We start from the raw sequence: 23,407 nt of genomic DNA on the forward strand, positions 1-23,407 counted from the left end.
AGCAAAACCTTGCGCAGTCCGGGCGACTTGTAGTTAAGTAAGGCTTACCTCACTAAGGGAAGGTGGCAGATGACTGTGACGGCGCCGACCACAGCCGAACGGATCCGCAGCGCATGCGCACGCGCCGGCGGGGCAATGCTGGCCGTGGAGGGATTCAACGGGCCCACGTCCATCGAGCCGATCGCCACCCCGGTGCACCATCTGCTCGCCGACGGGTCGTTCGCCATCACGGTGCCGGCCGACGGACTGATCACCGGCATGGCGGTCTCGGCCGGATCGGCAGGCATCCAAGCCGTCCTGGAGATGACCGACTACGCGCCCCTGCCCCTGCGCGAACCGGTGCGCGCGCTGGTGTGGATTCGTGGACGGATGTTCCTGGTACCCGACGCCGAGGTCGCGCCCATGTTGGACGTGATCGCCACCGAGAACCCCAATCCCGCTCTGCTACAGGTGAACACCGGCATCGGCGGTCGTGACGACGAGACCCCGTACGCACTGGCGCGCCTGGAGATCGAATCGGTCGTGGTGGCCGATTCGACCGGCGCGGAGTCCGTCGGCCTCGGTGCGCTGCTCGCGGCCGATCCCGACCCCTTCTGCGGCCTGGAATCGTGCTGGCTACGCCACCTCGAATCGGCACACCGCGACGTGGTCGACCGACTGGCCGACCGGCTGCCGCACACTCTGCGCAGCGGCCGGGTCCGGCCGTTGGGCCTGGACCGCTACGGCGTACAACTGCGCGTCGAGGACGCCTCCGGTGACCACGACGTGCGCCTGCCGTTCGCCAAACCCGTCGATGACGTGACCGGACTGAGCCAGGCCATCCGGGTATTGATGGGCTGCCCGTTCCTCAACGGGCTGCGCGCGCGCCGCATCTGATCCGTCTAGCCTGGCGCGGTGACCGGTCCGTCCCTGCCGAGCGAACATCTGCCCTCGCGCACCATCCGCCTCGAGATCGGCGTCGTGCTGGCGGTCACCTTCGGGTTGAGCGCGTACACCGCATCGTTGCGCCTGATCGAGGCGGCGCTGCTGGGGCTGAGCGGTCAGACGGTCACCCTCAACGAACGCCGATCGCCGTTCGACCTGATCGACCTCGGACTCAACATCGCCTCGTTCGCGCAACTCATCGGATGGGGCGCACTGGCCCTGTACCTGTTGTGGCGCAGCGGTTACGGGCCCGCCTCGATCGGACTCGGCAGATTCCGGATACACCCCGACCTGACCGGCGGACTCGGCCTCGCCGCATTGATCGGGCTGCCCGGGCTCGCCCTGTACATCGGCGCCCGGCTACTGGGCCTCAGCGCCGCCGTCGAACCTGCCGAGATCAACGACACCTGGTGGCGGATTCCGCTGCTGCTGGCCATCGCATTCGCCAACGGGTGGGCCGAGGAGATCGTCGTCGTGGCCTTCCTCATCACCCGCCTGCGGCAGCTGCGCATCACACCCGCCGTCGCACTTCTCATCTCGGCGCTGCTGCGCGGCACCTACCACCTGTATCAGGGCTACAGCGCCGGGCTGGGCAATATCGTCATGGGCCTGGTGTTCGGCTACGTCTGGCTGCGAACCGGTCGGCTGTGGCCGTTGATCGTCGCGCACGGACTCATCGACGCGGTGGCCTTCGTCGGCTACTCATTGGCCGCCGACGAGCTGGCTTGGTTGGGCTGAGATCGTCGCGGTGAGCGCTACATTCGCAGAGTGAACTCCGACCGGTCGCCGCGCGAACCCGTGCCGGAGATCCGCCGCCGCTCGGGCCACCGGCCGCCACCGACATGGCCACCGAATCCGGCGACGCCGCCGCCCCGCATGCCTCCGCCACCCACCCCACGCGCGGCACCGCCACCCACCCCACGCGCGGCACCGCCACCCACCCCACGCGCGGCACCGCCGCCCACCCCACGCGCGGCACCGCCGCGGCGGCACCCGGGGCCACCTCCCCCAGTGCGCAGGCAGCCCGCACCGCGACCACCGGCCCCGCCGCCGCCCGCCACGAAAACCCGCCGCCCGCACCGAGCCCGCCGATGGGGAGCCGTCCTGGCCGCCATCCTGATCGTGATGACCAGTGCCGCCATCGGCGGCACACTGTGGCTGGACTCCGCGCTGCAACGCATCGCCGCGCTGCCCGACTATCCCGATCGGCCACCGGCCGGTCGTGGCACCACCTGGCTGCTGGTCGGCTCGGACAGCAGGCAGGAACTGTCGGTCGACGAGCAGAACACCCTGGCCACCGGCGGTGACCTCGGCAACGGGCGCACCGACACCGTGCTGTTGCTGCACATCGGCGGGCTGTTCGGCGGAGCCTCACCCACCATGGTGTCGCTGCCCAGGGACTCCTATGTGTCGATACCGGGGTACGGCCAGGACAAATTGAATGCCGCCTACGCGCTGGGCGGGGCACCCTTGCTGGTGCAGACCGTCGAACAGGCCACCGGCATCAGGCTCGATCACTACGCCGAGGTCGGTTTCGGGGGATTCGCCCAGCTGGTGGATGCCGTCGGCGGGGTGACGATGTGCCCGGCCGAGCCGATCATCGACCCGCTCGCCGGTATCGACCTGCCCGCCGGATGCCAGGAACTCGACGGGCGCAACGCGCTGGGTTTCGTCAGGTCCCGGGCCACCCCGCGCGCGGATCTGGACCGGATGATCAACCAGCGCGCGTTCATGTCCGCCCTGCTGAAACGGGCAACCAGTCCCTCCGTGCTGCTCAATCCACTGCGCTGGTATCCGATGGTCGACGCGGCGGCCGACGCCGTCAGCGTCGACAAGGGCGGTCATATCTGGGATCTGGCGCGGCTCGGCTGGGCCCTTCAGGGCGACCCCATCACGACGACGGTGCCGATCGCGGAGTACACGACCAGCGATGTCGGGTCCATCGTCGTGTGGGACAGTGCGGCGGCCGAGCGGCTTTTCGCGGCGCTGGCCGCCGACACCGCGGTTCCTGCCGATGTGCTCGACACCGACCACCCCTGACCATTCCAGCAAACTTTTCCGCCGCCCTGTAACCGCCGTCACAGCGTTTAGGAGTGGCTAACCTGAATAAGGTTCACCTTGGATGACACGCCGTCTGACCTGGTCTATCTTGGTGATCATGACCGACGCAACCACACTCGAAACCAAGTTCAACAGCCTCCTGCGTGAGCAAATCCGCAGTGAATTCACCGCGTCGCAGCAGTACATCGCCATCGCCGTGTACTTCGACGGATCCGACCTGCCGAGGCTCGCCGCGCACTTCTACGGACAGGCTGTCGAGGAACGCAATCACGCCATGATGCTGGTGCAGTACCTCCTCGACCGCGATGTCGACGTCGAGATCCCCGGCGTGGACTCCGTCCTCAACAGCTTCGAGACTCCGGCCCAGGCCCTGCGCCTGGCGTTGGAGCAGGAACGCTCCGTCACCGAACAGGTGTCCCGGCTGGCCAGCGTCGCCCGCGACGAGGGCGACTACCTGGGTGAGCAGTTCATGCAGTGGTTCCTCAAGGAGCAGGTCGAAGAGGTCGCCACGATGACCACTCTGGTGCGGATTGCCGAACGAGCCGGCTCGAACCTGTTCCATCTGGAGGATTTCGTGGCCCGCGAGCTGAGCACCGCCACTGCCGACCCGAGCGCACCGAAGGCCGCGGGCGGCAATCTCTGACGGTTCCCGCCCGCCCGGTGAGTCAGTCTCGGCCGGCGCCGGTCAGTCCGTTCTCCAACCAGTCCTTGGTACGGCCGGGGTGATTGGTGGCCACCCACGCCACCTCCAGATCCCGGCAGTACCGGACATCTTCGTAATGGTCGACGGTCCAGCAATACAGTGCACGTCCCTGCGCCGCGGCGCGGTCCACCAACTCGGGATGCTCCCGCAAGGTCGCAATCGACGGCCCCACCGCCGTCGCCCCGACCGTGGTGGCCGCGCTGCCGCCGAGGAAACGCGAGGTCTCGCCGAGCAACACCGTCGGTAGCATCGGCGCCGCCCGGCGAATCCGCCAGACCGCGGCCGCCGAGAACGACATCACCACTGCCCGCGCAAGGTCCGCCGAAGCCGGCGCGGCGACGCCGTACCGGTGCAGCAACGCGAGCACCTTGCTCTCGACGAGCGCTCCGTAGCGCACCGGATGCTTGGTTTCGACGAAGATCTTGACCGGCCGCTTGCTGTCGAGCACCAACGTCAGCAGCGTGTCCAGGGTCAGCAGGCCGGTGTCCCCACCCCCGCCCCCGTCGCGGCCACCGGTGTGCCAGGAACCGAAGTCCAGTTCCCGCAACTGGGCGAGCGTCATCTCCGACACCAGGCCGGTCCCGTCGGAGGTGCGGTCCACCCGGCGGTCGTGCACGCAGACAAGGTGCCCGTCGCGAGTGAGCCGGACATCGCACTCGACGCCGTCGGCGCCCTGCTGCAATGCCAGCTCGTAGGCGGCAACGGTGTGCTCGGGGCGCTCCGCGGATGCACCGCGATGGGCGACGACGAACGGGTGTCCGGTCTGCGCGCCTTCGGCTGCCTCACCCGCGGTCATATCGCTATGCTGCCGGGTTCCGGTCTTCAGCCTCAACCGTAGCGACAGATTCCATCGGCTCAACGGCGGGATCGGAGGTCTTCGGCGGCTCGGCCGCGACCATCACCCAGCGATGCGCCGGGCGGTCCACCGGCGTCCGCTCGAAGCCCTGATATACCTGCCACACCAGCAGCAACGTGGCCAGCGCCACAAGGTAGGCGATCGTCGTGATGACCGTGTTGTCGGCGATGCGCTGGGTGTCGGTGTAGAAGACCGTCAGGATCGTGGTGACGATCGAGGCGATCGACACGACGTAGCTGACGAACCACGTGATCCACCAACTGACGATCCGTAGACCGCGTCGACGTTCCAGCCTGGCCAATTCGACGACGTACACCGGGGCCAAGACCAGGTTGATCGGCGGGACCATGCAACCGATCCACAGCCGACCCGGGGTGCGCGGATCCTCGGCCCCCTGGTGGGCGAACGCCGCGGCCCGCCGCGCGATCAGCCAATTGGTCAGGATCAGCCCGCTGGCCAGCACCCCGAAGAAGGCGAACGCGCTGGCCGCCACGGGCACCCACGTCGCAAACCCGGCGACGAACGGATTGAGCAGAGCACCGCGGTTGTAGAGCATCAAGGCGTAACGCAGCATGTGCAGCACCGCGGCCGCGCCGAGCAGGATCAGCGTGGTCACCACAACCAGCCGCACCGCGCTCGGAGCCGGGCCCCGACGGCCCGTCTCGGTGGCCTCGGCGCCCGCAGCCTGATCGAACCTGTCGTAGAGCCCCCATCGCGGGATCGCGCTGTACCGCGGGGTCGGCCCCAGCGGTCGGGGACGCCGTCGCGGCGGTGGTGGGGCTCCCGGCCGTACCGCGATCCAGCGGTAACCGGACGGGGGTTTTCCGGGACCGGACGGCCGCGGCGGCTGTGCCGGGGTTGCCGGTTCGGACCCGGGCGCCATGAGAGTGCCGCGGCAGCGTGGACACCACGTCCGCTGGCGGTCGCGCACATTCCACCGCGTCCCGCACTGGGCACAGACCTGGATCACGCGACCAGCCTACGACCCCGAGCTGACCGGACGGCCCGCCTGTACCCAGGACAGCATGCCGCCGGAGACGTTGATCGGCTCGAAGCCGTTGCGGGCCAGATACTGGGCCACACGCTGGGACCGCCCACCCGCGTGGCAGATGACGTACAGCGTGGCGTCGCGGTCGATCTCATCGATCCGCGCGGGCACATCTCCCATCGGGATGTGCTGCGCGCCGGCGATGTGCCCGCTCTGCCATTCGTCGTCCTCGCGCACATCGAGCAAAACGGCATCGGCTCCGAACTCCGCCGGCAGTTTGCCGACCTCTATCTGCTGCACATCTCCGTCAGACATGCCGACCATGCTGGCATGGCCCGGGCGACCGCGCATCGATTCCCCGGCAGCAATGTCCTTGCTATCCACAGTTTCCACAGATTCATCCACAGGCTGGGGGCCGATTTGGCCCTCAGAGCCCGGCCTCAGCTGTGAATCCGCCCAGAGCCTGTGGATAAACCCCACCCGAAGGCCCCTGCCGATCAACAAGCGGCGCATCCGCTGAGCAAAAATATTGGCCATCTAACTTTCCGAGACGGCATTTTTCGACCGGTTGCAATCTGTCGGATTCGGACTCCGGGGCAACCGACCGAGCGATCTACAGACTCGATTTTTCTGCGCGGCAAACACGGTCTATGATCGGCGTCACAACAGTCCGTGTGACAGATCTCACTGGGGGGACAGGTTGATCGTGCAGGTCAGGAGCGTCTGATGGCAGTACACCCGCTTGGGCAAGGATCGGCGGTCCCGCCGTCGGACTGGCAGTCGTCGCCGCGTTACACCAACAACCAGGTCGTGGCCCTCATCCGGGCGGCCGTCATCGCGCTCGTCCTGATCGGCGTACTCGCCGTCATCGTCCTGTTCTGAGCCGCCTTCCGAGCGTGCCGGGACCCGCTCCTTGCGGTGCGCCCAGGGATGGAGCAAGGTTGAGCTCGAGCTTGTTGTCGAGATATCCGACGCCGAACTCCACCGCGATCCCCATGACTAGGAAGGAACCCAGTGGCTGAATACACCCTGCCCGACCTCGATTACGACTACGGCGCCCTGGAACCCCACATCTCCGGCCAGATCAACGAACTGCACCACAGCAAGCACCACGCCACCTACGTCAAGGGTGTCAACGACGCCGTGGCCAAGCTCGAAGAGGCCCGCGCAGGAGACGACCAGTCGGCGATCTTCCTCAACGAGAAGAACCTGGCCTTCCACCTCGGCGGCCACGTCAACCACAGCATCTGGTGGAAGAACCTCTCCCCCAACGGCGGCGACAAGCCCGAAGGTGACCTCGCGGCCGCCATCGACGACCAGTTCGGCAGCTTCGACAAGTTCCGCGCCCAGTTCACCGCGGCAGCCAACGGACTGCAGGGCTCGGGCTGGGCCGTCCTGGGCTACGACAGCCTCGGCGACCGCCTGCTGACCTTCCAGCTCTACGACCAGCAGGCCAACGTCCCGCTGGGCATCATCCCGCTGCTGCAGGTCGACATGTGGGAGCACGCCTTCTACCTGCAGTACAAGAACGTCAAGGCCGACTACGTCAAGGCCTTCTGGAACGTCGTCAACTGGGCCGACGTCCAGGACCGCTACACACGCGCCACCACCAAGACCGGCGGCCTCATCTTCGGGTAAGTCCCCCCGTTCGTCGGAAGCCCCGCGTGCCATGGCACGCGGGGCTTCCTGCATCTGGTTGGCACTCCGCTCCTCTTGCGTGCTAACCCGCCACTGCAGCATCCTGAGTCACAGCGACCCACAGCTGTGTCGGAGTAGCAGCGAGCGACTGTCGGGAGGCCAGATGGACACCGGTGCCGGTAAGGCGATCGAGATTGCCCCGTTCCATTCGCGAGGCACCCTGAAGGGGTTCGTGGTCTCGGGCCGCTGGCCGGATTCCACCAAGGAATGGGCGCAGCTGCTGATCGTCGCCGTCCGGGTGGCCTCACTGCCCGGCTTGCTGTCCACCACGACGATCTTCGGTGTGCGAGAAGAACTTCCCGATCAGCCCGAGCCGGGCACGGTCGGACTCGTCCTCGCCGAGGGGCCGGTGGTGGGGGATTCGGCGCTGCCGCCCGGGTTCTTCGCCGACCACCAGCCGCCCGCACTGTTGATGCTGCACCCGCCGTCGGAGACGACGCCGTCGCTACCCGAGTGCGCCGGCGCAGCCTCCGGATGCGTCCTGTTGCCCGGGATTCCGCACCTCGGTCTGGAGCACAGGGCGGCATGGGTGGAAGCGGAATCCGACGGCACCATCACCTCCATGGTGAGCCGGGTGGGCGTCGATCCGATCAGCCATCCGGACACCGCCATCATGGCGATGCTGCTGGCCGCCTGAGCCGCCCGCATCGGTACCGGTTCGGCCACGAACCGGCGGGAATGGCTGCGTAGTGGCCAGCAATTCTGTTGCACCCGTCGAGGTGGCGGGTGTCTACCTGCCCTGGACTTCGCCCGTTACCCCAGCAAAGCAGACCACCGTCTTTGCTGTGTGACGCCTGCGCACAGGCGATCAGCTCTGGGGTCAGAGTGACAACATGTCAAGATCAGTTGATCTCGGCAAAACAACGTCTGCGTCATTATTTTCTTCGCCAGCTTTGACAGCGTTTCGGCGATCACATCGTTGACGTGCACTACATGCCCTCGCCCGACACCCAAACTGGGGGTAGTGTTACTTTTCAGTGGTTTGCACTTGGTTGTGGCGTTAACTCTCGCTACGATGATCAGCAAATACGAAGCACGTGCATTCCGCTCGTACGCCATGTGGAGGAAAGTTAGATGAGCAAGACGTTCGCCGCCCGACTGAACCGCCTCTTCGATACGGTTTACCCTCCGGGCCGGGGACCGCATACGTCTGCTGAGGTGATCGGCGCCCTGAAGGCCGAGGGCGTCACGATGTCCGCTCCGTATCTCTCCCAGCTGCGCTCGGGCAACCGTACGAACCCGTCGGCCACCACGATGACCGCCCTGGCCAACTTCTTCCGGATCAAGCCGGCCTACTTCACCGATGACGAGTACTACGAGAAGCTCGACAAGGAACTGACCTGGCTGGCCAGCATGCGCGACGAGGGCGTGCGCCGTATCGCCGCGCGCACCGTCGGCCTGTCGCAGGAGTCGCAGCAGGATCTCGCGCAGAAGGTCGACGAGCTGCGCCGCCGGGAGAACCTCGACGGCTGAATCCCTCCACGGATCACCAACCGAACGGTGCCGAGCGCATGAGCGCGCGGCACCGTTCGTGCGTTCAGGGGTGCTCGACCAGATCCTGATACTGCTCGGCGATCGCCAGGATCCATTCCCGGTCGGACAAGGTCATCGGCTGGCGTAGCCAGTTCAAGCCGGGGAACGACGCGTGCGTATCGGCCGCGGTGTCGTCGCGGCCCTCGTATATCCACCTGGCGATGCCGCGAGCCTGTTCCTCGGCGGGCACCGGCGGTGAGTCCAGGTCGGCGATATCGGCGATGTTGAGCGCCTGTTCGGTATCGGGCTTGGCACCCACCGAGGTGGCACGGCGATGCTCACTCTCGGCGGCGATCGCCTCCAGGTAGAGCGAGTCGGATATCAGGGACATCTGCTCGGCCACCCGGAACAACAACGGTCCGCGGGGTCGCACACCGATACCGACATCCGGGTGACGCTCGTTGAGTTCGGCCAGCAGCGGTGCGATCATCCGCATCTCGCGGCGCGCGCCGAACCAGTCCTCGATGCTGGGTAACAGCGCCCCGCCGGCGACGACCGCCATGGCGCAGCCCAACAGTGTCGCGGCTGCGCCGACGCCGAGCGCGTCGGTGGTTCCGACTGCGCGAAGCAGGAAGAAAGCGCTCGCCAGCACGATGAGCACCATGCCCATGCTGAAGACGAACAGCGCCCGCCCACGTCGGGTGCGATTGGAGTGGCGGACTCCCGCCCATGCGACCAGTGTCAACGCCAGAAGCACGTAGAGCATCGGCAGCAGCCAGGCCGAGGAGCCGCCCGGCGCCAGGTGCCGACGCAGGTACTCCTCGGGCGCCATCTCGGCTTCCTTCTCCCTACGGAAGAACCCGACAAGGGTGACCACGGCGATGCCGGCGGCGAAGACGTACTGCCCGACGGCAATCCGGCGGATGGTGGCCGGCGTGCGATCGGAGGCCACCGTCGTGATCATCACGCAGCTGCCCGCCGCGCACGCGATCAACGCCACCTGACTCAGCGCCACCGAGACATTGGGCCAGCGCAACGCGGTGTCAATGAGCAGGGTCAGGGGCTGCCAGTTGAGGGCCGCCACGATGCCCAGACTCCCCAGCGCGAGGATCATCGCAGTACTCACCAGGGATTGCTTGTTCACCAACGCCCAGCCGATTCGTAGGCCGGTGGCCAGTCCGAGCAGACCGGCGATCACCCAGACCGTCAACCAAACGCCTCCCCGAGCCGAACCTGCACGATCGACGATCGATCCGAGGGCAACCGGCCCAATCGGTAGATCAACAACGCCGCGAAATCCTCGGCCTCCTGCTCGGCTTCCTCACCCGCCGGGCCCATGCAGCCGGTGCGCTGATTGAGCATGTAGCCGATCAGGTCAGAGCCGGCGAGCTCGGTGACCTCGCGGGCGGCCTCCACGACCGGCGTGCCGGCATGTCCGAGGACCAGATGGCCCAGTTCATGGGCCAGCGTCCGGTCCCAGGCCGGCAACCCCTTCTGGATCAGGAAGACGTCGTGATCGGCGTACTGACGCCATTGACCGCACACTCCGGCGGGGAGATCGGCCATCTTGATCTGGATCGGGCGGCCCTGGTCGTCGGCGACGGCCTCGACCAGACGTGGCAGCGTGACCTCACCCCGGCGCGGGGCGAGATCGAGAACGGAACTCACGGCACGGGTCACCCGACGGCTCGCAGGCATGAGATCTCCTTTCCGACCATTCCACTATGGCGCTGACGTTCGCTGAACGGGAGTGAAACGCTCAACTCGCGAGCCACCCCGGCCTGCCCGCCGAGGCGACGGCGCTGCCGGATTTGCTGGCGCGGCTCCGAATGCACGTCGTCACCATCCTTTGCACGTCGGCAGGCAGATCCGCAGGCCTTCCGGCAATTCTCGCACACCATGTCGGATGTGTTTGCTGGCGCCATTCCTCGGCCAGGTCGGCGGGGCAGCGAAATGCGGGGCATGGTAAGAGCGATAGGGTTGGCCGCGACGTAGGCATGTGCTGTGCCGACCGCATGACACATCGACGATTATGACCGGGAGGCGCCGCCGATGGCCCTGTTCAAGCGACGCAAGAGCCGGGCGACACGGCGCGCCGAAGCCAAGGCGATCAAGGCGAAGGCCAAGCTCGAGGCCAGGCTGGCGGCCAAGAACGACGCCCGGCGCATCAAGGCCGACCGCAAGGCGGCGACCCGAGCGGTCAAGGCGCAGCTCAAGGCTCAGCACGACAGCGACCGCGCGGCCCTGAAGGTGGCCGAAACCCAGTTGAAGGCGGTGCGCGAGGGCAAGCTGCTCTCGCCGATCAAGATCCGCCGTGCGCTGACGGTGTCGCGTCTGCTGGCTCCGGTGCTGGTGCCGCTGGCGTATCGGGGAGCGATCGCGGTTCGTGGTCTGCTCGACCAACGGCGCGCGGATCAGCTCGGCGTCCCGCTGAGTCAGGTGGGCCAGTTCTCCGGCCACGGCGCCGCGCTGTCGGCACGCATCACCGGCGCCGAGCAGGCGGTGCGCCGGGTCGCCGAGAAGAACCCCAAGGATGCCGAGACGCGCGCCTTCGTCTCCGCGATCAACGATCGGCTCACCGATCTCGCGGCAGCGGTGACGGCCGCGGAGAACATGCCGTCAGCGCGCCGCCGGCAGGCGCACGCGGCCATCGGCGATCAGCTCGACGGTATCGACGCTGACGTCCTGGCCCGGCTCGGGTTGCCGTGATCCGGCTTCTTGCCGCCGTGGTCGCGGCACTGTTCGCCCTCCTCGGTTCCAGCGGCGCCGGTGTCGCGTCGGCGCACGCCGCGCTGGTGTCCTCCGATCCGGCGGCCGATGCGCAGTTGGCTGAGGCGCCGAGCACGGTCCGGGCGACCTTCAGCGAGGACCTGCAGAGCGCATTCGCCGCGATGACGGTCGTCGGTCCGGACGGCAACCTCTGGTCGACCGGGGACCCCCGGATCACCGGTCCGGTGGCCGAGGTCGACCTGCGCCCGCTCGGTCCGGCGGGCACCTACACCGCCAATTACCGTGTCACCTCCGCGGACGGACACGTCATCAGCGGATCCTGGTCGTTCGAGCTGACCGTGGCCCGCACCGCGACACCGGGTCCGCCGGTCGCCGCGCCTGCGGCCGCCGACCCGGCGGTCGAGCGCGGACTGCCGGTATGGCCCTTCGTCGCGGGCGCGGTGGTGCTCGTCGGCGCCGGGGTGTGGTGGAGCCGACGCCGACGTTCGTGAGCGGGCTGCGGCGCGCCGGGCAGGGTGTCCTGGTCGCGACGGCTGGTGTGGTGCTGGCCTGGGCGCTGGCGCGTCCCCAACTGTCGGTGCCGATCGCGTCGACCCGCATGCTGGCCGACGGTGCGGCGGTGGTGGTGCTGGGCTTGGCCGTACTGCCGTATCTGGACGTCGCGCGTTATCGGACCGAGCTGGCGACCCGCAGATCGCCCGCGCTGGCCACGGCCGCGTGGCTGTGGCTGGCCGCCGAACTCGTGCGGTTGATCACCGCGGCTGCCGCCACCGCAGCGGTGGACATCGGCGATCTCGCGGTCGGGACCACACTGCAATACGCGACGGCGACCGTTGCCGGCCGCACCGACCTGATCACGGTGCTGTGTGCCGCCGCCGTCGGAGCGGCCGCGATCGCGGCTCGCGGTGCCGTGGCATCAGCGACGATCACCGGTATCGCCGCGCTGGGCCTTGCCGCACGCACGCTGTCCGGTCACCTTTCCGAAAGCCCGCTCGGCGGTGTCGCGGTGACCCTGCACGTCCTGGCCGCGGCCGTGTGGTGTGGGCTGCTGGCGGCGATGCTGCTGACGGTGCGGCACCGCGGGCAGTGGGCGCGCTTGTTGCCGCGGTTCTCGATGTTGTCGCTGTGGTGTGTGCTGGTCCTGATCGCGGGCGGCATCGTGAGTGCGGCAGCGGCGGTTCCGCTGGATTCGCCGTCGGCGCTGGTGGCGACGGGGTACGGGCGGCTGTTGTTGGCAAAGGTGGCGGTCACCGCGGCGTTGATGGTGCTGGCCTGGCGAAACCGGCGGTCATGGGTGCCTTCGGCGCGCGGGCACCGGGTGAGCGCCGAGGGCTCCAGTCGGCGCTCGGGCATAGAGCTGGCACTGATGGCGGTGGCGCTGATGTTGGCGGCCGCGCTGGCGGTCACCGGTTAGCCGAATCCGGGAGCTGGCATGATGGGAATTCCGACCACTTCCTGCAAAGGAGCAACAGACATGGCCGACGAGCAGGACCTTCCCGAGCAGAAGGACCCGGCTGAATCGGCTCTGCCCGCGGACGGGCCCGCCGAGTCGGCGCCGGCCGAGAAGGCTGAGCCGGTGACGAACGCGCCCGCGAAGAAGGCCGCCCCGGCCAAGAAGGCTGTACCCGCCAAAAAGGCCCCCGCCAAAAAGGCCGCGCCGGCGAAGAAGTCTGCCCCGGCCAAGAAGGCCGTGCCTGCAAAAAAGGCCCCCGCCAAGAAGGCGCCACCGGTCAAGGCCACCCCGGCGCCGGCGGCTCCGACAGCGATCGCCAAGGAAGCCGCCAAAGAAGTTGCCGCCCAGGCCAAGTCGACTGTCGCGACCGCGTCGCCCGGCCCTGTCGTCGCACCGGCAGTCGGGCCCGATCAGTCCCGGCTGCCGCTGGCCGTGGCCGTCGCCGTCGGGCTACTCGCCGTCATCGTGGTCCTGCTGTCCCGCCGCGGAGACAACGACTCCTGATCCGCACTTGACCCTGACGTGGCTCAGGGCTCATAGCCAAGGGCAGGGACTAACGGACCGTCGGCAGTGTCGCCGCACTCACCGGCGTCTCTGTGCGCACTCTGCATCACTACGACCACATCGGGTGGAGGCGCCCAGCGTGCGGACCGCCGCCGGGTACTGCGGTGACACCGATGCCGACGTGTGGAGCGTGCAGCGCACCGCTGGGGCATCCCATTGACCGCCCAGGAGCAGGTCGAGATCTTCGGCACCACCGCATTCGGCGCCGCTGAGCCGTCGGGGCTGGCCCAGTTCGTGCACGACATCGTCATCGATAGCATCATGGAATGACTGTCCAGCCCCGCGCCACGGCCGATCTGGTCGACGAGATCTACCCCGACGTCCGCAGTTGTGATCTCCAGTTGCGCAACTACGGTGCACGCGCCGCGTTCGCCGGTCCGATCACGACTGTGCGGTGCTTCCAGGACAACGCGCTGTTGAAGTCGATCCTGTCGACTCCCGGTGAGGGTGGCGTCCTGGTGGTCGACGGGAACGGTTCGCTGCACACCGCGCTGGTCGGCGATATCATCGCCGGGCTCGCGGCCGACAATGGCTGGGCCGGGGTGATCGTGCACGGTGCGGTGCGGGATGCGGCGGCGCTGCGCACCATCGACGTCGGCATCAAGGCGTTGGGCACCAATCCGCGCAAGGGAACGAAAACCGGTGCCGGAGAACGCGATATCGAAGTCAGCTTCGGTGGCGTGACGTTCGTTCCCGGTGAGATCGCCTACAGCGACGAGGACGGGATTGTGGTCGTCGCCGGAGGCGACGCATAAGCCCCGTCGCCGGAGGCGACGCATAAGCCCGTCGCCGGAGGCTGCGAATAGGCCTCCTCACCCCGTCTGCATTGCGCCGACTGGGGCACCTCCCACTGGCGAGCAGACGCGTATACCCCCGAAATGAACCCATTTCGGGGGTATACGCGTCTGTTGAGGGTCAGGCCGAGACGGCCGCGCGGTGCTTTGTGAACAACAGCGACTCCTCGTCGACCTTGCCGTACCGGATGGTGCGCAAGTCGATGAAGTAGTTCTGCTTGAGCCGCCACGGCGCCTCCGAACCCGACTTGGGCAGTGTGTCCATGGCCCGGCGGAAGTAGCCAGGGGTGAAGTCCATGAAGGGCTCTTCCTTGACCGCGGATCCGGGATGCTGCGCCTCGACACGGTCGAATCCGTTGTCGTCCATGTAGTTCAGCACCCGGCAGATGAACTCGGACACCAGGTCGGCCTTGAGCGTCCACGACGCGTTGGTGTAGCCGAAGGTGATCGCCATGTTGGGCACACCCGAGAGCATCAGCCCCTTGTAGGTCATCGACTTCGTCAGGTCGATCGGCTCGCCGTTGCGCAGGGCCTTGGCGCCGCCGAACAGCTGCATGTTCAAACCCGTTGCGGTGATGATGATATCGGCGTCCAGATGCTGCCCGGAGGTCAGCTGGATTCCGGTCTCGTCGAAGCGCTCGATGGTGTCGGTGACGACATCGGCCTTGCCGGAGCGGATGGTCTTGAACAGATCACCGTTGGGGGCCAGGCAGACTCGCTCGTCCCACGGGTTGTAGCGCGGGCTGAAGTGCTTGTCGTAGTCGAAATCCTTGGGCAGTCGACGGGTGGCCATCTGGCGCAACGCACGCTTGAACACCGACGGGAATCGCCGAGCGATCTGATACTGGCCGGTGGCATAGCCGATCGCCTTCCAGCGATTCACGAAGTGCGCCATGTTCTTCGGCAGATACTTGTTGGCCTGCGCTGCCACCGGATCCTCCAGCGGCAGGGCGCCGATGTAGGTCGGCGAGCGCTGCAGCATCGTGACATGACCGGCTCCCCCGTCGACCAGCGACGGGATCAGGGTCACGGCGGTCGCGCCGGACCCGATCACGACGATCCGCTTGCCCGCGTAGTCCAGATCCTCCGGCCAGTGCTGCGGGTGGATGATCTTGCCCGTGAAGTCCTCGGCGCCGGCGAAGGTCGGCGAGTAGCCCTCGTCGTAGTTGTAGTAGCCGCTGCAGACCGACAGGAACGAAGCGGTGATCTGCTTCTCCTGGCCGTCGACCTCGACGGTGACGGTCCACCTGTTGTCGGCATCGGACCAGTCCGCCGCGGTGACCTTCTGACCCGTGCGGATGTGCTTGTCGATGCCGTTCTCGACGGCGGCCTCGTTGATGTAGTTCCAGATCGAGGCGCCATCGGCGATCGACCGGGACGAGGTCCACGGCTTGAACCGGAACCCGAGGGTGAACATGTCGGAGTCCGAGCGGATACCGGGGTACTTGAAGAGATCCCAGGTGCCGCCGATGTTCTCCCGACGCTCCAGGATGACGTAGCTCTTGGATGGGCAGCGGTCCTGCAGATGCCACGCGGTGCTGATACCGGAAATGCCGGCACCGACGATCACGACGTCGAAGTGTTCGTTCATGGGACCGACGGTATCAACATGGTGTTGACTGAGTCAACGGTGTGTTGAGAAAGTCGACACGGTGTTAAGGTTGGGCCGTGACCACCGCCAGCCCGAGTCGCGGACGTCGTGCCGCGCGGCCCTCAGGGGACGAACGACAGCAGGCGATCCTGGACACCGCATCCCGACTCATCCAGGAGCGGTCCTTCTCTGACATCTCGGTCGACGACCTGGCCAAGGGGGCCGGCATCTCGCGCCCGACCTTCTACTTCTACTTCGCCTCCAAGGAGGCGGTGCTGCTTTCGCTGATGGATCCGCTGATCAAGCGCGCCGACACCGGTTTCGACAACGCCATGGACACCATGCCCGCCGAACCACACAAGGCGATTCGGCGCGGTATCGAGATCTTCTTCAGCTCCTTCGGGTCACACCCGGCCACCGCGCGCGCCGGAGTGGAGGCCGTCCACAGCGTTCCCGAATTCCGGGCCGTGTGGGCCGGTCTGATGCAGAAGTGGATCGGATTGACCGCCGCACTGATCAACGCCGAACGGCAGCGCGGCGCGGCCCCGGACACGTTGCCCGCCCTTGATCTCGCGACCTCGTTGAACCTGATGAACGAGAAGATGATGATGGCGGCCCTCGCCGAGGACCGACCGTCGGTCCAACACGATCGCGTCGTGGACACCCTCACCCACATCTGGCTGACCAGCATCTACGGCACCGCACCCTGATCTTGTCGGAGGCAGATGCGAACATATGTTCGTGTCCGGTGCGACTGCTGGATCGTCGGCGCAGAAGGCGGTCATCCTGCACGCTGATCTCGACTCGTTCTACGCCTCCGTCGAGCAGCGCGATGACCCGAGCCTGCGGGGCCGTCCGGTCATCGTCGGCGGCGGAGTCGTGCTCGCGGCGAGCTACGAGGCCAAGGCCTACGGCGTGCGCACGGCGATGGGGGGCCACCAGGCCAAGCGCCTGTGCCCGCAGGCAGTCGTCGTCCCCCCGCGGATGCGGGCGTACTTCGAGGCGAGCCGCGCCGTGTTCGAGGTCTTCCACGACACCACGCCGCTCGTCGAACCGGTGTCGGTCGACGAAGCCTTTCTCGACGTGGGCGGTCTCGGCCGGGTGTCGGGCACGCCCATACAGATCGGCGCGCAGTTGCGGGATCGGGTCCGCGTGGATGTCGGGCTGCCCATCACCGTCGGCATCGCCCGCACGAAATTCCTGGCGAAGGTCGCCAGCCAGGAGGCCAAACCCGACGGCCTGCTCCTGGTCCCGCCGGACGGCGAACTGGCATTCCTGCATCCCTTGCCGGTCCGTCGGCTCTGGGGCGTCGGCGCCAAGACCGCCGACAAGCTGCGCGCGCACGGTATTCAGTCGGTGGCCGATGTCGCCGAACTGAGCGAGACGTCCCTGGGTGCCATGGTCGGCCCAGCGATGGGCAGGCAACTGTTCGCCCTGGCGCACAACATCGACCGCCGCCGGGTCAGCTCCGGCGTCCGGCGACGCTCGGTGGGGGCGCAGCGGGCGTTGGGGTGGTCGGGCAGTGATATGTCCGCAGCCGAAATCGATGCCGTCGTCATCAATCTCGTGGACCGCATCACGCGACGGATGCGCGGATCGGGACGCACCGGGCGCACGGTTGTATTGCGCCTACGGTTTGCCGATTTCGGCCGGGTGACCAGGTCGCACACCATGCCGAGGGCGACCTCGTCCACCGATGCGGTGCTGGCGGCGGCGCGGGACCTGATGGCTGCCGCGGTCCCGTTGATCGCAGAACGCGGGCTGACGCTCATCGGCTTCGCGGTGTCCAATATCGATCGCGATGGTGCCGCACAGCTGGAGCTGCCCTTCGGCGCGTCGGCTGATCACGATGCGCTGGACGCGGCCGTCGACGAGGTCCGCCAGCGCTTCGGCAACGCCTCGGTCACCCGTGGGGTGCTACTGGGTCGCGATCCGGGACTGGAGATGCCGATGCTGCCGGATTGAGTAGTCTCACCGATTCGCCGCACAGCCGCTCTGCGGCAGCATGGCGCCATGAACGCATTCAGCGATACGGCGAAAGTCACGGCGGCATTCGCCCTGCAGGCCCACATCGCCTTTGGGGTGAGCTTCGTCAAACGCTGATCGCCGAACACAATCCGTTCACGTCAGCGAGCTAGCGTTTCCGGCCGGCCCACGCCAACAGTCGATCCGCCGACCAGCTGTTGACGATGCGATCCAGCGGGACCGCGGAGTCGAGTGCCCTTTGCGCGCCGTAGCCCAGGAAGTCGAGCTGACCGGGGGCGTGCGCGTCGGTGTCGATGGAGAAGTCACACCCGATCTGCAGTGCCAGATCGAGCAGCCGGGTGGGCGGATCGCGTCGCTCGGGCCGCGAATTGATTTCCACCGCAACACCATTGTCCCGGCAAGCAGTGAAGACCGCTTCAGCGTCGAACTGCGATTCCGGGCGCGTCCCCCGGCCACCCTCCACCAGCCGACCGGTGCAATGGCCCAGGATGTTCGCCTGGCCGCCGCTGACCGCGCGCACCATTCGGCGGGTCATCGACGGTGCGTCCATCTTGAGCTTGGAGTGCACGCTGGCGACGACGATGTCGAGTCGCTCGAGCAGCTCGGCCTCTTGATCCAGTGTGCCGTCATCGAGGATGTCCACCTCGATCCCGGTGAGGATGCGCATCGGCCAAAACTGTTCGCGCAGTTCGTCGATGACGTCGAGTTGACGGCGTAGACGTTCTGCCGACAGTCCGTTGGCCACCGTGAGCCGCGGGGAATGGTCGGTCAACGCGCAGTATTCGTGGCCCAGTTCGGCTGCGGCGGACATCATCTCCGGGATCGGCGCAGATCCGTCCGACCAGTTCGAGTGCAGGTGAAGATCTCCCTTGAGTGCGGTGCGGATCTCGCCGCCACCGAGGTCGGCCGCCGACTCGCGCAGCGCGACCAGCGTCTCGGGCTCGCGGCCGGCCCACGCCTGCGCGATCACCGTGGCGGTCTTGGGACCGATGCCCGGTAACGTCTGCCAGCTGTTCGCCTTGCCGACCTTCTCGCGCTGCTCGGGCGTCATGGCCTCCACCACGTCGGCGGCCTTGCGGTAGGCCATCACGCGCCGCGAATCCTCGCGCGCGCGATCCTTGTAGTAGGCAATCCGGCGAAGAGCCTGCACGGGATCCATGCCTCCAGTGTGCTCCCGGCCGCAAATTTGATGCACTGCGCCACCGACGACTGGCGGTAATGTCGAGAGGGACCTGCGGGGAGGTTTCATGAGTCTGTTGAGCAAGGCATTCGACCTGTTGAGAAAGTACGGAGATGTCGTCGGCTTCGACTGGTCCAAGGGTCCCGGCCCGCTCGACAAGATTCCGAACTTGGGTGAACTCGGCCTGACATCGTCACCTATTCTCGCTGCGGCGCAACTGACCATCAAAGGCATGAAGCAGACGACCGGATCCGGCGACCCCGAGGACGGTGCCGATTTGAAGAAGTCGGCTGCGAAGTACACCGAGGCCGGAGATCTGATCTTCGATGCGGCCCCGAAAGAGGACCGTTGGGACGGGACAGCCTCCGGCGTGTACAGGGAGAAGAACGCAGGGCACTACTCCCGTACATACGGCGTTGCGGATGCGGAGGCAGATATGCACCGCCTCATCCACCAGCTAGCGGCACAGGTCACCGTCGCACGACGAGACCTTGATGACCGTATCCAGTTCCTTGCAGACGTGGATACCGCGACCTCCTGGATGAACGCGGTCCCGGGTGGCGCAACGGTGAAAGCCGCCTCGGATTTGGCAACCGCCACCGTCGTCCTGGGACAAGCCACCTCGGATCTGGCCATACTGACAGCCGAATCGGTGTCTAAGAGCAGCGAGATCCGGTCCTTGGTGAAGGTGTACAACGACGCTGCGGGACAGATCATCATTGGCGCGCCCATCGGGAAAGACGACAACAACGACGGCAAAGATGACAACGCAGTCCCCTGCGACGAGCCATTCGGCGATGAGCGGACCGAAGGGACCCTTCCGTCACGGACCGATCCGAACGAGAACTTCACCTTGCCCCAACCGCAGGGGCCGACCGTCGAGTACCCGCCCGCAACCCCGTACGCCGAACATCGATAGAGGAACAACCGTGGCAACCGATTCCGAACAGAATCTCCGTGTACTAACCGAGCATATCGACCAGATCGCGGCCAGCCACGGCACGGCCGCCGGAGTGCTCAAGGTAGCCGGAGAGACGGTGAACGATATCGGCAACCGAGTTTCCGACACTCACGGTGTCGCGTGTTTCGCGAGCAACTCGGCCATAGCCGATGTTGAGAGGGCGCGCGACGAAGCACGAAAGAAACTGTGGCACATGTCCTATGACCTGAGTCAGAGGTTGACCATGGCTTCGCAGAACTACAACAACGCCGATTGGCGCGCCTCCAAAGATATCGGCGCGTGCGAGTTCTGAGTGCCCTCGGTGCCCGACTACATGGACCCTTGGGATAACGAGACCAACGAGGTGCTCGAATCCGACACGCCGATAAGTGATCTAGGCGCTTTCGACGAGTACCTCCCACCGGTGCCGAGCGGCACAGCAGTGCACAGTTGGGATTCGGAGCTGCCTGACGATGCAAATGGTTCACCTGATGTCTTCTTCACGGTCAGCAATCCCGCTGGGGATGTAGCTGTCACCGCACTCCTGGGCGGGAGAATCGATCGCATCGATCTTGAACCCAGCGTTTGCAAAATGACCGAATCGGAATTGTCCGAAGAGATTACGTTCCTTTCTGCGCTGGCCTCTCAGAAAGCGCTTGCCGCGCAACATGGTGTGATCACGCTGCTGATGCAGGACATGGGATACGAGGGCGGGCTTGTGCACGAATTCTTGGAACGCGATCTAGGCCTGCCGTCACCCGAGAGCTACGTCGAACGTGTCGCCACTGCTTTCTCCGGCCGGTACGGGCAAGGATGACGATCCGTTTGCGTCGCGGTCGAGCGCTGCTCGTACTGGTGCTCGTAATCGCAGTCCTCGCCGCATTGGCCACCTTTTGGTGGCTTCGCAACGGTCGATACGTGTACGGTCGGTGGGTCTGGCAACCCGAGCAGGTCGAACTACTTCCGGACATGCGCCAAGCACCTGTAACGGGCTGGCGGACAAGCACCTTCGATCTCGGGCTGCCATCCCCAACTGCGAACGGATCCGCACCGACCATCGCGGCGAGCAATGTCCCCGGCTCTCCGAAACCGCTGATCGGAGCATCAGGTGAACGCGCGTACTTCCTGGCCACCAGTTTGGCGAGTGCAGATCCGAAGTGGTGGTTGGCAGGTATCGATACCGGTAACGGCCACAGCATCTTCGATGCCGTATTGCTCAGCACGGGCACGCTGGCACCTACCTGTTTGCTCAACGGACCGGACCAGATCCTCTGCGTCGAACGATCCAGCGAGGGAGGGGCGACGATCATCGATGCCGATTCGGGCGACGTGATCTATCGCGGACCCACGGACATCAAAGCCAACAACGGCAGTTTGAATCTGAGACAACTCGGTCCCTACGCCGTCGCGACCTCACAGGACAAGGGCATCTACGGCATCGGCGACCGCGCTGAGACGACATGGTTCGTGCCAGGAGACGGATCACCGACTGCGGTGTCTGACGCACGCGTCGGCATGGAGGGTTCCGTGCTGAGCGCTCAGCGGAGCACCAATCCCCGGCGCGGAGATTCCATGGTTTTCTCGGTGGCGGACGGTAGGCCAGTTGAGCCCGACGTCGAAAAGGGCGCCAGCCTGCACGATCCTGTCGTCTATCGCGGCGGTTTCGCTGCAAACGTCCAGTCGGAGGACCGTAGATACCTCGGCACATACTTCTTCGACGAGTCCGGCAGAACGCTTGCCGAAGTAGACGGCAGGTTGGTCGGAAGCACGCTCATTGATCTGCCGGTGATCGCACTTGGCGACTCGGATGAAGTCACGGTATTCACTCCCGACGGCTACCGGTTGCTTGATGTCGCCGGACAGGGATTCAATCGGGTCGGGACCACCCTGTTCCTCATGGAGAACGGCACCCGGGAGTTTCCCGAATGGCGCCAGTACGACCTCAAGACCGGCGCCAAGGGTCCGGTGTGCGATTTCCCGATGCACCGTCTTCTCGGCACCGACGGTTCGGCGCTGGTGTTCGAGACCACGAATCGCCAGGCGGGACGTCTCGCCAGCGCCCGCGACATGGCGACCTGTGCGGACCTGTGGGTTCTTCCTGCCGAACCCAATTCCCTTCAACGGGTGTGGCGTATCGGCTCCAATCTGATTCAGCTGTCGGCCGATGGCACGGAACTCAGCTCGCTGGTCCCGCGAGGACAGTGACGCAAGCCGGAATTTCTCGGCAACGTGACGAGTTCCCCAAGTGTGGACTTTGCCTTCAAAACCTCGCCGCAGAACACCACCTGGTCGGACATGCTGGCCATCTGGAAGACCGCCGATGACATCGACGTCTTCCAGTCAGGGTGGACCTTCGACCACTTCTATCCCATCTTCTCCGATTCGAGCGGCCCGTGCCTCGAGGGCTGGACGACGCTGACCGCGCTCGCCCAGGCCACCGAGCGGCTGCGGGTCGGAGTTCTGGTCACCGGTATTCATTACCGACACCCCGCCGTGCTGGCCAATATGGCCTCGGCGCTGGACATCATCTCGGGCGGCCGCCTGGAGCTCGGGATCGGTGCCGGCTGGAACGAAGAGGAGTCCGGTGCCTATGGCATCGAACTCGGCACCATCAAGGAGCGTTTCGACCGCTTCGAGGAGGCCTGCGAGGTCCTCAAGGGCCTGCTGAGCCAGGAATCCACCACATTTGACGGCAAGTTCTACCAACTCAAGGACGCCCGCAACGAGCCGAAGGGCCCGCAGCAGCCGCACCCCCCGTTCTGTATCGGCGGCAGCGGCGAGAAGCGGACTCTCCGGATCACCGCGAAGTACGCCGACCACTGGAACTTCGTGGGCGGCACCCCGGAGGAATTCGCCCGCAAGCGCGCTGTGCTGGCAGCGCATTGCGCCGATATCGGTCGCGACCCGAAAGAGATCACGCTGTCGGCCCACATCCGGCTCGGCGAGGATCGCAACTATCGCAGAGTCGTCGAAGACGCCATAGCGCTGGGCGCCGAAGGCCTGGACCTCGCGATCATCTACCTGCCGCCGCCGTACGACCCTGCGGTGTTGGAACCGCTCGCCGAAACCATCAGGGATTCGGGGCTGCTGACACGTCCTTAAATATGACGGTCACGAAATTATTACGATTCGGCAAACCTCGCTCGATCCGGTCCGCCGCTCGCCGACGGGCCGGATCAGCAGCCGTATCGAAGTAACTCTGCGGACGTGATGAGCCGCTCGTGCTTAGCTGGGAAATCGCGACTGCGGCGGGGATGACGTAGCCATGACCAGGCGATTCGACTCACCCGCGACCGCGAATTGGGCGTCATGTACACGGTAGGAACTCCTACGGTCGGCGAATAGCTGCACCGTGGGGTCACTTTACCCGAAGACCCCTGTGCCGCCATTAGACACCTGTGACGCGGCTAACACCAACCGGCACGCCGATTAAAAATCGGATGTTTCTGGTGTGGCTGATGTTGCT

The 23,407-nt window shown here is 66.1% G+C and carries 29 protein-coding genes; 21 read left to right on the forward strand and 8 right to left on the reverse strand.

Annotated elements, in window-relative coordinates; all coding sequences use genetic code 11:
• Positions 1–69 precede the first annotated feature (69 nt).
• Together FBY28_RS12360 and FBY28_RS12365 are read left to right on the forward strand one after the other, a co-directional pair.
• Entirely contained in the window at positions 70–876 is an 807-nt protein-coding gene (locus tag FBY28_RS12360) for a DUF2470 domain-containing protein (protein WP_141867121.1), read from the forward strand.
• 18 nt (positions 877–894) lie between these two features.
• Positions 895–1,662: a CPBP family intramembrane glutamic endopeptidase gene (locus FBY28_RS12365; protein WP_141867123.1), complete on the forward strand. Its 768-nt coding sequence runs from the start codon at positions 895–897 to the stop codon at positions 1,660–1,662.
• A gap of 17 nt (positions 1,663–1,679) precedes the next feature.
• On the opposite strand, the gene FBY28_RS12370 is transcribed toward FBY28_RS12365, so the two are convergent.
• On the reverse strand, positions 1,680–2,066 hold the full coding sequence (locus FBY28_RS12370; RefSeq protein ID WP_141867125.1) for a hypothetical protein: 387 nt from the start codon (positions 2,064–2,066) through the stop codon (positions 1,680–1,682).
• Here FBY28_RS12370 and FBY28_RS12375 point away from each other — a divergent pair.
• Together FBY28_RS12375 and FBY28_RS12380 are read left to right on the forward strand one after the other, a co-directional pair.
• The gene (locus FBY28_RS12375) at positions 2,050–2,964 is read left to right on the forward strand and encodes an LCP family protein (RefSeq protein WP_141867127.1); all 915 of its coding nucleotides are present in this window, start codon (positions 2,050–2,052) and stop codon (positions 2,962–2,964) included. The genes FBY28_RS12370 and FBY28_RS12375 overlap by 17 nt on opposite strands.
• Before the next feature lie 118 nt (positions 2,965–3,082).
• A complete protein-coding gene (locus FBY28_RS12380; protein WP_141867128.1) occupies positions 3,083–3,628 on the forward strand; it encodes a ferritin in 546 nt (181 codons plus the stop codon).
• Between the two features lie 22 nt (positions 3,629–3,650).
• Here FBY28_RS12380 and FBY28_RS12385 read toward each other — a convergent pair whose 3' ends face one another.
• The 3 genes from FBY28_RS12385 to FBY28_RS12395 form a co-directional block, all read right to left on the reverse strand.
• Positions 3,651–4,484, reverse strand: a complete 834-nt coding sequence (locus FBY28_RS12385) for a glycerophosphodiester phosphodiesterase (RefSeq protein ID WP_141867130.1) — start codon at positions 4,482–4,484, stop codon at positions 3,651–3,653.
• Between the two features lie 4 nt (positions 4,485–4,488).
• Positions 4,489–5,427, reverse strand: coding sequence for a DUF4328 domain-containing protein (locus tag FBY28_RS12390; protein WP_216847646.1), 939 nt, complete (start codon positions 5,425–5,427; stop codon positions 4,489–4,491).
• A 96-nt stretch (positions 5,428–5,523) separates the two neighbouring features.
• Positions 5,524–5,847, reverse strand: a complete 324-nt coding sequence (locus tag FBY28_RS12395; protein ID WP_141867134.1) for a rhodanese-like domain-containing protein — start codon at positions 5,845–5,847, stop codon at positions 5,524–5,526.
• Positions 5,848–6,258: 411 nt separating this feature from the next.
• Here FBY28_RS12395 and FBY28_RS25880 point away from each other — a divergent pair, with 411 nt between their 5' ends.
• From FBY28_RS25880 to FBY28_RS12410, 4 genes are all read left to right on the forward strand, one after another.
• Entirely contained in the window at positions 6,259–6,414 is a 156-nt protein-coding gene (locus FBY28_RS25880) for a hypothetical protein (RefSeq protein WP_174241614.1), read from the forward strand.
• A gap of 132 nt (positions 6,415–6,546) precedes the next feature.
• Positions 6,547–7,170: a superoxide dismutase gene (locus FBY28_RS12400; protein ID WP_141867137.1), complete on the forward strand. Its 624-nt coding sequence runs from the start codon at positions 6,547–6,549 to the stop codon at positions 7,168–7,170.
• A gap of 163 nt (positions 7,171–7,333) precedes the next feature.
• On the forward strand, positions 7,334–7,867 hold the full coding sequence (locus tag FBY28_RS12405; protein WP_019513376.1) for a hypothetical protein: 534 nt from the start codon (positions 7,334–7,336) through the stop codon (positions 7,865–7,867).
• Between the two features lie 437 nt (positions 7,868–8,304).
• Positions 8,305–8,703 carry a helix-turn-helix transcriptional regulator gene (locus tag FBY28_RS12410; protein WP_019513377.1) on the forward strand — a complete coding sequence of 133 codons (399 nt, stop codon included), beginning with the start codon at positions 8,305–8,307 and terminating at the stop codon, positions 8,701–8,703.
• Between the two features lie 64 nt (positions 8,704–8,767).
• On the opposite strand, the gene FBY28_RS12415 is transcribed toward FBY28_RS12410, so the two are convergent.
• Both FBY28_RS12415 and FBY28_RS12420 read right to left on the reverse strand, forming a co-directional pair.
• Positions 8,768–9,913 (reverse strand): hypothetical protein, encoded by a 1,146-nt coding sequence (locus FBY28_RS12415; protein ID WP_141867138.1) that lies wholly within the window; start codon positions 9,911–9,913, stop codon positions 8,768–8,770.
• Positions 9,910–10,401, reverse strand: coding sequence for a hypothetical protein (locus FBY28_RS12420; RefSeq protein ID WP_023985011.1), 492 nt, complete (start codon positions 10,399–10,401; stop codon positions 9,910–9,912). Before FBY28_RS12420 ends, FBY28_RS12415 begins: the two co-directional genes overlap by 4 nt.
• Positions 10,402–10,755: 354 nt before the next feature.
• Here FBY28_RS12420 and FBY28_RS12425 point away from each other — a divergent pair, with 354 nt between their 5' ends.
• The 6 genes from FBY28_RS12425 to rraA all read left to right on the forward strand — a co-directional run bounded on the left by FBY28_RS12425 (position 10,756) and on the right by rraA (position 14,205).
• Positions 10,756–11,412 carry a DUF6474 family protein gene (locus FBY28_RS12425; RefSeq protein WP_141867140.1) on the forward strand — a complete coding sequence of 219 codons (657 nt, stop codon included), beginning with the start codon at positions 10,756–10,758 and terminating at the stop codon, positions 11,410–11,412.
• Positions 11,409–11,924 (forward strand): copper resistance CopC family protein, encoded by a 516-nt coding sequence (locus FBY28_RS12430; protein WP_141867142.1) that lies wholly within the window; start codon positions 11,409–11,411, stop codon positions 11,922–11,924. The genes FBY28_RS12425 and FBY28_RS12430 overlap by 4 nt, the downstream gene beginning before the upstream one ends.
• A complete protein-coding gene (locus FBY28_RS12435; RefSeq protein ID WP_216847647.1) occupies positions 11,921–12,847 on the forward strand; it encodes a CopD family protein in 927 nt (308 codons plus the stop codon). The genes FBY28_RS12430 and FBY28_RS12435 overlap by 4 nt, the downstream gene beginning before the upstream one ends.
• 60 nt (positions 12,848–12,907) lie before the next feature.
• Complete coding sequence (locus tag FBY28_RS12440) at positions 12,908–13,390, forward strand: hypothetical protein (protein ID WP_141867146.1); 483 nt, start codon at positions 12,908–12,910, stop codon at positions 13,388–13,390.
• Between the two features lie 183 nt (positions 13,391–13,573).
• On the forward strand, positions 13,574–13,720 hold the full coding sequence (locus tag FBY28_RS25885; protein WP_174241501.1) for a hypothetical protein: 147 nt from the start codon (positions 13,574–13,576) through the stop codon (positions 13,718–13,720).
• Positions 13,717–14,205 carry a ribonuclease E activity regulator RraA gene (gene rraA / locus FBY28_RS12445; protein WP_141867148.1) on the forward strand — a complete coding sequence of 163 codons (489 nt, stop codon included), beginning with the start codon at positions 13,717–13,719 and terminating at the stop codon, positions 14,203–14,205. Before FBY28_RS25885 ends, rraA begins: the two co-directional genes overlap by 4 nt.
• Before the next feature lie 160 nt (positions 14,206–14,365).
• Here rraA and FBY28_RS12450 read toward each other — a convergent pair whose 3' ends face one another.
• A complete protein-coding gene (locus FBY28_RS12450; RefSeq protein ID WP_019510630.1) occupies positions 14,366–15,835 on the reverse strand; it encodes a flavin-containing monooxygenase in 1,470 nt (489 codons plus the stop codon).
• Positions 15,836–15,912: 77 nt separating this feature from the next.
• Here FBY28_RS12450 and FBY28_RS12455 point away from each other — a divergent pair, with 77 nt between their 5' ends.
• The gene (locus FBY28_RS12455) at positions 15,913–16,545 is read left to right on the forward strand and encodes a TetR/AcrR family transcriptional regulator (protein ID WP_019510629.1); all 633 of its coding nucleotides are present in this window, start codon (positions 15,913–15,915) and stop codon (positions 16,543–16,545) included.
• 25 nt (positions 16,546–16,570) lie between these two features.
• Positions 16,571–17,800 (forward strand): DNA polymerase IV, encoded by a 1,230-nt coding sequence (gene dinB, locus FBY28_RS12460; protein WP_141867150.1) that lies wholly within the window; start codon positions 16,571–16,573, stop codon positions 17,798–17,800.
• Between the two features lie 169 nt (positions 17,801–17,969).
• On the opposite strand, the gene FBY28_RS12465 is transcribed toward dinB, so the two are convergent.
• Positions 17,970–18,980 (reverse strand): PHP domain-containing protein, encoded by a 1,011-nt coding sequence (locus FBY28_RS12465; RefSeq protein ID WP_141867152.1) that lies wholly within the window; start codon positions 18,978–18,980, stop codon positions 17,970–17,972.
• Between the two features lie 88 nt (positions 18,981–19,068).
• Here FBY28_RS12465 and FBY28_RS25765 point away from each other — a divergent pair, with 88 nt between their 5' ends.
• Genes FBY28_RS25765 through FBY28_RS12485 form a run of 5 tightly spaced genes read left to right on the forward strand, consistent with a single transcriptional unit; the run spans position 19,069 to position 23,043 of the window.
• Positions 19,069–19,920 (forward strand): EspA/EspE family type VII secretion system effector, encoded by an 852-nt coding sequence (locus FBY28_RS25765; protein ID WP_160145479.1) that lies wholly within the window; start codon positions 19,069–19,071, stop codon positions 19,918–19,920.
• Between the two features lie 10 nt (positions 19,921–19,930).
• The gene (locus FBY28_RS12470) at positions 19,931–20,254 is read left to right on the forward strand and encodes an ESX-1 secretion-associated protein (protein WP_160145480.1); all 324 of its coding nucleotides are present in this window, start codon (positions 19,931–19,933) and stop codon (positions 20,252–20,254) included.
• Positions 20,255–20,263: 9 nt separating this feature from the next.
• Positions 20,264–20,758: a YbaB/EbfC family DNA-binding protein gene (locus FBY28_RS12475; RefSeq protein WP_141867156.1), complete on the forward strand. Its 495-nt coding sequence runs from the start codon at positions 20,264–20,266 to the stop codon at positions 20,756–20,758.
• Entirely contained in the window at positions 20,755–22,146 is a 1,392-nt protein-coding gene (locus FBY28_RS12480; RefSeq protein ID WP_141867158.1) for a 9-bladed beta-propeller domain-containing protein, read from the forward strand. Before FBY28_RS12475 ends, FBY28_RS12480 begins: the two co-directional genes overlap by 4 nt.
• Before the next feature lie 24 nt (positions 22,147–22,170).
• Positions 22,171–23,043, forward strand: a complete 873-nt coding sequence (locus tag FBY28_RS12485; RefSeq protein ID WP_216847648.1) for an LLM class F420-dependent oxidoreductase — start codon at positions 22,171–22,173, stop codon at positions 23,041–23,043.
• Positions 23,044–23,407 lie beyond the last annotated feature (364 nt).

The organism is Arthrobacter sp. SLBN-53, from assembly GCF_006715585.1.
GTDB lineage: Bacteria > Actinomycetota > Actinomycetes > Mycobacteriales > Mycobacteriaceae > Mycobacterium > Mycobacterium neoaurum_A.

Excerpts from the sequence above, each read along its gene's own strand:
- rraA (WP_141867148.1), top strand. The coding sequence starts at position 13,717 with ATGACTGTCCAGCCCCGCGCCACGGCCGATCTGGTCGACGAGATCTAC.
- FBY28_RS12375 (WP_141867127.1), top strand. The coding sequence starts at position 2,050 with ATGACCAGTGCCGCCATCGGCGGCACACTGTGGCTGGACTCCGCGCTG.
- FBY28_RS12360 (WP_141867121.1), top strand. The coding sequence starts at position 70 with ATGACTGTGACGGCGCCGACCACAGCCGAACGGATCCGCAGCGCATGC.
- FBY28_RS12405 (WP_019513376.1), top strand. The coding sequence starts at position 7,334 with ATGGACACCGGTGCCGGTAAGGCGATCGAGATTGCCCCGTTCCATTCG.
- FBY28_RS12440 (WP_141867146.1), top strand. The coding sequence starts at position 12,908 with ATGGCCGACGAGCAGGACCTTCCCGAGCAGAAGGACCCGGCTGAATCG.
- FBY28_RS12385 (WP_141867130.1), bottom strand. The coding sequence starts at position 4,484 with ATGACCGCGGGTGAGGCAGCCGAAGGCGCGCAGACCGGACACCCGTTC.
- FBY28_RS25880 (WP_174241614.1), top strand. The coding sequence starts at position 6,259 with ATGGCAGTACACCCGCTTGGGCAAGGATCGGCGGTCCCGCCGTCGGAC.
- FBY28_RS12370 (WP_141867125.1), bottom strand. The coding sequence starts at position 2,066 with ATGGCGGCACTGGTCATCACGATCAGGATGGCGGCCAGGACGGCTCCC.
- FBY28_RS12480 (WP_141867158.1), top strand. The coding sequence starts at position 20,755 with ATGACGATCCGTTTGCGTCGCGGTCGAGCGCTGCTCGTACTGGTGCTC.
- FBY28_RS12420 (WP_023985011.1), bottom strand. The coding sequence starts at position 10,401 with ATGCCTGCGAGCCGTCGGGTGACCCGTGCCGTGAGTTCCGTTCTCGAT.
- FBY28_RS12390 (WP_216847646.1), bottom strand. The coding sequence starts at position 5,427 with ATGGCGCCCGGGTCCGAACCGGCAACCCCGGCACAGCCGCCGCGGCCG.
- FBY28_RS12465 (WP_141867152.1), bottom strand. The coding sequence starts at position 18,980 with ATGGATCCCGTGCAGGCTCTTCGCCGGATTGCCTACTACAAGGATCGC.
- dinB (WP_141867150.1), top strand. The coding sequence starts at position 16,571 with ATGTTCGTGTCCGGTGCGACTGCTGGATCGTCGGCGCAGAAGGCGGTC.
- FBY28_RS12450 (WP_019510630.1), bottom strand. The coding sequence starts at position 15,835 with ATGAACGAACACTTCGACGTCGTGATCGTCGGTGCCGGCATTTCCGGT.
- FBY28_RS12395 (WP_141867134.1), bottom strand. The coding sequence starts at position 5,847 with ATGTCTGACGGAGATGTGCAGCAGATAGAGGTCGGCAAACTGCCGGCG.
- FBY28_RS12380 (WP_141867128.1), top strand. The coding sequence starts at position 3,083 with ATGACCGACGCAACCACACTCGAAACCAAGTTCAACAGCCTCCTGCGT.
- FBY28_RS12425 (WP_141867140.1), top strand. The coding sequence starts at position 10,756 with ATGGCCCTGTTCAAGCGACGCAAGAGCCGGGCGACACGGCGCGCCGAA.
- FBY28_RS12410 (WP_019513377.1), top strand. The coding sequence starts at position 8,305 with ATGAGCAAGACGTTCGCCGCCCGACTGAACCGCCTCTTCGATACGGTT.
- FBY28_RS25765 (WP_160145479.1), top strand. The coding sequence starts at position 19,069 with ATGAGTCTGTTGAGCAAGGCATTCGACCTGTTGAGAAAGTACGGAGAT.